Source organism: Rhizobium sp. SVR5-9E (genome assembly GCF_056755095.1).
Window position 1 is genome coordinate 1 of record NZ_JBNDHS010000167.1, and the last position, 6,558, is coordinate 6,558.

7 protein-coding genes and 1 pseudogene are annotated in these 6,558 nt (G+C 58.2%); all 8 read left to right on the plus strand.

Annotated features, from left to right (window positions below; all coding sequences use genetic code 11):
- Positions 1 to 201 (plus strand): molybdopterin-dependent oxidoreductase (locus ACPYOJ_RS33515; RefSeq protein ID WP_481420092.1); only part of this gene is annotated, 201 nt, incomplete at its 5' end.
- Positions 194 to 940 (plus strand): ferredoxin reductase, encoded by a 747-nt coding sequence (locus ACPYOJ_RS33520; RefSeq protein WP_481420093.1) that lies wholly within the window; start codon positions 194 to 196, stop codon positions 938 to 940. The genes ACPYOJ_RS33515 and ACPYOJ_RS33520, both read left to right, overlap by 8 nt.
- A gap of 45 nt (positions 941 to 985) precedes the next feature.
- Positions 986 to 1,495, plus strand: a complete 510-nt coding sequence (locus ACPYOJ_RS33525; protein WP_481420094.1) for an OsmC family protein — start codon at positions 986 to 988, stop codon at positions 1,493 to 1,495.
- A 108-nt stretch (positions 1,496 to 1,603) separates the two neighbouring features.
- A complete protein-coding gene (locus ACPYOJ_RS33530; protein WP_481420095.1) occupies positions 1,604 to 2,524 on the plus strand; it encodes a LysR family transcriptional regulator in 921 nt (306 codons plus the stop codon).
- A gap of 159 nt (positions 2,525 to 2,683) precedes the next feature.
- The gene (locus ACPYOJ_RS33535; RefSeq protein WP_481420096.1) at positions 2,684 to 3,346 is read left to right on the plus strand and encodes a peroxiredoxin-like family protein; all 663 of its coding nucleotides are present in this window, start codon (positions 2,684 to 2,686) and stop codon (positions 3,344 to 3,346) included.
- A 183-nt stretch (positions 3,347 to 3,529) separates the two neighbouring features.
- Complete coding sequence (locus ACPYOJ_RS33540) at positions 3,530 to 4,471, plus strand: LysR family transcriptional regulator (RefSeq protein WP_481420097.1); 942 nt, start codon at positions 3,530 to 3,532, stop codon at positions 4,469 to 4,471.
- A 34-nt stretch (positions 4,472 to 4,505) separates the two neighbouring features.
- Positions 4,506 to 5,216 (plus strand): peroxiredoxin-like family protein, encoded by a 711-nt coding sequence (locus tag ACPYOJ_RS33545; protein ID WP_481420098.1) that lies wholly within the window; start codon positions 4,506 to 4,508, stop codon positions 5,214 to 5,216.
- Between the two features lie 46 nt (positions 5,217 to 5,262).
- A pseudogene (locus tag ACPYOJ_RS33550) lies at positions 5,263 to 5,951 on the plus strand (SDR family NAD(P)-dependent oxidoreductase); the annotation flags it as partial.
- Positions 5,952 to 6,558 lie beyond the last annotated feature (607 nt).

Here is a 6,558-nt window from a genome sequence, read left to right on the forward strand (position 1 = left end):
CTGAATTACGAGGGGCAGCCGCTTCCCCGCGATCATGGCGGCCCGGCACGACTCCTCGTCCCACACCTCTACTTCTGGAAGTCCGCCAAGTGGGTAAACGGGCTCCAATTTACCGAACGCGACGAGGCAGGCTTCTGGGAATTGCGCGGATATCACATTTACGGCGACCCGTGGCGCGAGCAGCGGTACACCAATGACTGAGGGTGGCCCGCGACCGGCGTCTTGGCAGACATGCATCATCGCCGAGATCATTCAGCAAACGCCAAGCATCAAAAGCTTCTTCCTGCGACTCAGCGAGCCATTTGCGCATATCGCCGGTCAACACGTTGATGTGCGATTGACGGCTCCGGACGGCTACGTGGCGATGCGGAGTTATTCGATCGCCTCCTCACCGAGTGCCTCGAATATCATTGAGCTTGCGGTCGAACGCCTCCCGGACGGTGAAGTCTCTCCGTTTTTCCATGACATTGCGGCTGTGGGCGACGAAATCGAACTGCGTGGCCCGCTCGGCGGCCACTTCCTGTGGCCCGAACGTTCAACCGCACCGGTATTGTTGGTCGGGGCGGGGTCTGGTGTCGTGCCGCTGATGGCGATGATCCGGCGACGCGGCGACCTGGCGCAGACTGTGCCGACAGCGCTGCTCGTGTCATCTCGGACACAGCGCGACGTGCTGTTCGCCGATGAGCTGTTCTCATTGGAAATGGCTGACCCGACATTCAAGTTGGCGCTGGCGATTACTCGAGAGGCCCCAGCGCGCGCCTGTGACTTTGCGCGACGCATCGATAACGCGATGGTGGCCGAGTTAATTGCCCGGCTCCATCACATGCCTGCGCATGTATTCATCTGCGGATCAAACCCCTTCGTCGATATCGCGGCCGATGGAGCGTTAATGGCAGGGTTGGACGCCGCGGTGATCAAGACCGAACGATATGGCGGCTAGCGACGCCGCTTTCATGACACGCTCACACAATGGAAGGAAAGCTCTATGACATCGCAGGATAACGCACCTAAGCTCCGCGAAGTTGTCGTCGCGAGCGACCCCACCAACCATGGCGCAATGGTTGGTCATGTCGACACATCTCAGTTTGCTATCGGCGGTCCAGATGGAGTCGGCCACGTATCTCCCGGTCCCAATCCTTATGACCTTCTTAGCGCATCTCTCGCCGCATGCACCGCTATGACCGTTCGTTTTCAGGCTCGGCGCCATAAACTTCCGCTGGAGCACGTGGAAGTGGGCGTCAGCTTCTACCACGGCGCCCAGGGCGAAAGGGATTCGTTCCAGCGCACTCTCGTGCTAGACGGAGAACTCGACGCGCAACAGCGCGCATTCTTGCTGGAGGCCGCAAACCTCTGCCCCGTTGGCGAAATTCTCGGCATTAGTGCGGATATTCACACACGCGTGGACGCCACTACTTCCGGCCCCAACGCGAGCGCTCAGGCTAGCTATGAGGATGTTCTGGGTGAACTACAGATCCCATATGTCGATGCGGATTGAGCTTACTCATGCCGTCGATCACCGCACTTGGGACGAAACGAGGATGACCTACCGCTCACCCCAATAATAGGTTAATCAAGCAGACGGCCTCTCGAAAAGTGAGAGAAGATGGATCGTTTGGAAGCAATGGAATATTTCATCGCCGCGGTTGAAGCCGGGAGCTTCTCCGCGGCTGGGCGCCAGCTGAACGTTCCTCTTCCCACGGTCAGCCGCAAGGTTGCTGATCTCGAGGCTCATCTCAACACCCAGCTCCTTGTTCGCTCGACACGAAAGCTGGCGCTGACGGAGGCGGGAGTTTCCTATCTAGCCGCATGCAAACGCATTCTCGATCAGGTTGACGAAGCCGAATCTCAAGCCGCTGGAGAGCATAGCGTTCCGCGCGGCGGTCTTAAGATCACGGCTCCGATCGTCTTCGGTCGGCTTTATGTCGTCCCGGTAGTGACCGCGTTCTTGGCCGAATATCCACAGATAAGTGTCTATTTGACGCTGTCAGATCGTACGCTTGACCTCGTTGATGAGCACGTCGATCTCGCCGTTCGGACCGGGATGTTGTCTGATAGTACGCTCGTCGCGACTAAGGTTGGTGAAATTCGTCGGGTCGTGTGCGGCAGTCCCGCCTATTTTTCGGCGCACGGAACGCCGAAGACGCTGGACGATTTGGCGAAGCATATGTGTGTCACCTACACAGCGCTCGCCTCAGGGTCGACCTGGATTTTCAACCCTCGAGACGGCAAGCCGAGCCGTGGAGTCCGTCCTCAGTGCCGATTGAAGATCAATACTGCGGAAGCGGCGATAGACGCTGCCGTTGCGGGTATCGGGGTTACGAACGTCCTCTCATATCAAGTCGTCAAGCCAGTCTCCGAGGGGAAGCTGTCCCTCATCCTCCAAGATTTTGAGCCCGAACCGACTCCGGTCAATATTATTTACGCCCGGCAGGCGCTCTTGCCATTGAAAATACGCCTCTTCATCGATTTCGCCGTTTCGTATCTGCGCAAGTCCCTGGACGACGATCTCGCAAAGCTGAGATAAGGTCGTGGAAGCGGCATGAGTCTAGGATTGGCGTTGAGCGATGGAATCTCGCTCATATCGTGTGAGAATATGTGAAATTTGCATTTCAGCACTACCGCCACACCGCCGCCACGCCCAGTGTCGATAAGGAGCCCGCCGAAAACGGTGAGGATAACCACAATGCGACTCCAGGACGAACTCGACGCGCTTAAGGACAGGGATCACGAAAACACCCCCCCGCATATTTGGCGTGTCCGCCAGGAGGCTATCAACGATCTGGTCTCCTCGGGTATCGCCGAAAGAGCTATTCACGCCGGAGACCAAGCTCCAGGATTCCGCCTGCGCGATCCCGATGGCAACGTGATTTCATCCGACGACCTTCTAAACAGGGGTCCAGTTCTCATTGTTTTCTATAGGGGCGGATGGTGCCCCTATTGCAGCCTCAATTTGCGCGTGATCCAGACTGTCGCGTCGCAACTCCACTCATTGGGGGCGTCGATCGTCGCGATTTCTCAACAGTCCGCGCACGAGAGCCGCTCTACTGAGCGAATGAATGGCTTATCGTTCCCCAGCCTCGTCGACCGCGGCGGGAAGGTAGCTCGCGCGTTCGGCCTGCGTTGGAAGCTGTCCCCAGAGTTGCGCGCCACTGAAATAGAATCCGGTCTCGACCTCGCCGCCGTGAATGGGGAGTCGAGTTGGACACTAACGATGCCAGCTCTGTACGTAATAAGACCAGATGGGATCGTCGAGTACGCCGATATCAGCCCCAACTACACCCGACGCTGCGACCCAACCGAGCTCTTTCCAATCCTTAGCCATATTCGCGCATGCCTGATGCACTGATCCTCGACGCTTAGCCCGCTCTGGATTCCACAAAGCGTGTCCGCCCGTCCATGGATGCCCGACGCGGGTTTCATCGCGACGGCACCGGTGGCAACGTAGCTTTCGGATATAGCGCCCCCGCGTGATGCTGCATTGCCATCGCGCGGGCTCAGTAGTGACCGAAACAGTTGACGGTGAACACCAATGGAGCTCCACCAGGTACGGTACTTTCTAGCTGTCGCAAGCACGCGCAACTTCACGCGTGCTGCGGAGATGTGTAACGTCACGCAACCGGCACTGACCAAGGGCGTGCAAAAGTTGGAGCAGGAACTTGGGGGCGAGCTCATCTACCGAGAACGTCAACTTACCCACCTCACTGACTTGGGCAAGGCGGTGCTGCCCATGCTTGAGCGCGCACTTGCATCGACTGAGGCTGTTCGACGCCGAGCGCGTGAGTTTCAGCAAAAGGAAGTAGCTCCCTTAACGATCGGTCTCGCCCCATCCATTTCCGCATCGCTCGTTCTCGAGCCCATCGCTGAGATTCGCAAATTCGTCCCCGGCCTCCATGTCGAGCTTCGAGAAGAGCAGCCAAGCCGCCTTGTCGAGCTTCTGCTGGAGGGCGAAGTAAATGTCGCCTTGGTTGGTGATCTCGACGAGAGACCAGAAAGAATCGACGATTGGGCGCTGTTCGAGGAGCGCTATGTCGCCGTTCTCGCTTCGTCGCATGAACTTGCCGATCTTCCGGAGATCGGAATCGAAGCGCTTCGCGAAGCCATTATCCTTGAGCGCACCTATTGTGACGTGGCTCCGAAATTTCGCCGTCTCTGCTTTGCCGACGCGCCGCCGCCGCATCCCAACCATCGCAGCTGCCACGACTTGCACCTGCAGCATTTGGCAGAGGCGGGATTCGGGATAGTCCTCGCTCCCGAGCATATGCCGCGGTTACCCTCCCTAAAGGCGCTTCCGATCGAGGGAGATCCGGTATGGCGAGAGGTCCGGCTTCTTGCGGTGCAGGGCCGACGCTACTCACCCGCGCTTGACGCCTTCGTAAAGGTCGCGCGGTTGCGCGACTGGTCTCTTCACACGGGATCGCCTCTCCAAACCGAGCGTCACAGCCACCTCGAAGCGACCGGTATGTCCGCATGAGTCCACATATTGCCCATTTCTTAAGATACCCGGTATGCCGATGACCGTCGAATTGATGTCTGACCACTTAACCAGGACCCTCAATCAAGTCCGTAACGAGCTCATGGACGGGTTCAGTGACGCCGACCGGGAATCCTACCTCTTTCTCGTCGATTGGCTCCGCAAGGCAGACATCGCGTCGCACGCATTGCAGGTTGGCGACGCGGCGCCGGATTTTCTTCTACCCGACGCAAATGGACGCCTTCATTCGTCCGAACAGCTTCGTGGTGAAGGGCCGCTTGTGGTTAGCTTCTACCGGGGGGGATGGTGCCCATTCTGCAACGCTGAGCTTCGCGCTCTTCAGGCGGCCAAGGCCCAATTTGATAGTCTGAAGGCGAACCTTGTCGTGGTGTCTCCCGAGACCCGTGATCTGCCGAGGCAGCTGAAACGGCAGTTGAACCTCGACCTGACGATGCTCGCGGACGTCGACCATGGCGTGGCAATATCTTACGGCGTCCTATTTCGTGTCCCTGACGAAACCAAGGCACACTACGCGGGGCAGGGTTACGACTTCGGGCACCGTCATGGATCGACGGAGTGGATGCTGCCAATTCCGGCGACTTTCGTGATCGATCAAGACGGCATAATCAGAGACTCCTTCGTCGAGCCTGATTTTACGATCCGCCAAGAGCCGTCCGACATCCTCAACAGAGTTCGCCAACTTGCCGGATCTCAGGTTGAGGATGCTTCCGCATCCGACGAATGATGTCGCCCAGAGCTCCCGAACCGCCATACTAGCTAAGCAGCACTCCATGAAAATCGATTTGTCGGGCAAAACCGTAATCGTGACCGGCTCAACGAGCGGTATCGGTCTTGCCATTGCCAGGCGGCTTGCGGGAACGGGCGCGAGCGTCGTCGTGAATGGTCGGTCGGAAGCCCGCGTGGACGCCGCGGTCGTGTCGATCACGAAGTCGTACCGTTTGCTAGGGTGCGCGGGGTCGCCGCGGATGTGTCGACGGCATTGGGCTGCGCGAAGTTGGTTGAAGCGGTGCCGAGCACCGACATCCTGATCAACAATTCCGGTGTTTTCGAGCCGAATAATTTCTTCGACATCACCGACGAAGACTGGACGGGCTTCTTCGAAGCGAACGTGATGTCGGGTGTGCGTCTGTCACGCGCTTACATCAAGGGGATGCTCCAGCGTAATTGGGGACGTATCGTTTTCGTCCCGTCGGAATCCGCGCTGAACATTCCGACGGAGATGGTTCAATACGGTGCAACCCAATCCGCGCAGCTTGCTATCTCGCGGGGGCTTGCAGAATTGACCAAAGGTACGGCGGTTACCGTCAATTCTATGTTGCCGGGGCCGACTTCGTCTGAAGGCGTCGAGACCTTCGTGAAGGAACTCGCGAAAGAGAATAGACAACCGGAAGAGGAAGCCGTAGCGCTCCTCGTCAAGCAGCATCGTTCGACGTCGTTGATCCAACGCTTCCCAGTCGTCTGATTGGTCGGCCGGGCAGCGACGGCGCCAACAGCCGATACTTTCAAACTCGCTCCGGGTCACTGGCCATCTCCTGTGAGTGTGGTGTGTTTCAAAAAAGCCGGAAACAACGCCGGCGCTTTCATCGCGATGGGCATTTAACCCGGATCGACGCGCGCGAAAGCGGCTCCGTTGTCGGGCATCGCGGTTCGCCGCATGGCGTCAGCCGTCGAATCCCGACCCAGCGGCACATCCGCTTCGCGATGATCTGCTCCGCCGTAATCGATGACGTTCGATAACCTTCAATGCCCATCCGCCAACGCTCCTTTCGACGCGAGAAGCAGACGTCTGTACCGCGCCGTTGATTTTTTGCGCACCAGGTCGGTGGCATCAATTCCATAGCCAAAGGTCATTGGACCATCGCGTTTCGCCGGTCCTATTTTCGCTCGTCTGCAAAGGAATTCGGAAGATGAAGACCTACTACACAGGCAGGTGGACGATGAGGGCAATCTTTGTGACGGACCAGGTGGCGGGAACGACCGGCCGGCGCTGTCCAGATCGGCCGGTCGCGTCCTATCAGCCGTGCCGAGGGCAATCCGGGAACCTACCCATGGCTCCTCGCATGTGA

Excerpts from the sequence above, each read along its gene's own strand:
- ACPYOJ_RS33540 (WP_481420097.1), top strand. The coding sequence starts at position 3,530 with ATGGAGCTCCACCAGGTACGGTACTTTCTAGCTGTCGCAAGCACGCGC.
- ACPYOJ_RS33520 (WP_481420093.1), top strand. The coding sequence starts at position 194 with ATGACTGAGGGTGGCCCGCGACCGGCGTCTTGGCAGACATGCATCATC.
- ACPYOJ_RS33525 (WP_481420094.1), top strand. The coding sequence starts at position 986 with ATGACATCGCAGGATAACGCACCTAAGCTCCGCGAAGTTGTCGTCGCG.
- ACPYOJ_RS33530 (WP_481420095.1), top strand. The coding sequence starts at position 1,604 with ATGGATCGTTTGGAAGCAATGGAATATTTCATCGCCGCGGTTGAAGCC.
- ACPYOJ_RS33535 (WP_481420096.1), top strand. The coding sequence starts at position 2,684 with ATGCGACTCCAGGACGAACTCGACGCGCTTAAGGACAGGGATCACGAA.
- ACPYOJ_RS33545 (WP_481420098.1), top strand. The coding sequence starts at position 4,506 with ATGCCGATGACCGTCGAATTGATGTCTGACCACTTAACCAGGACCCTC.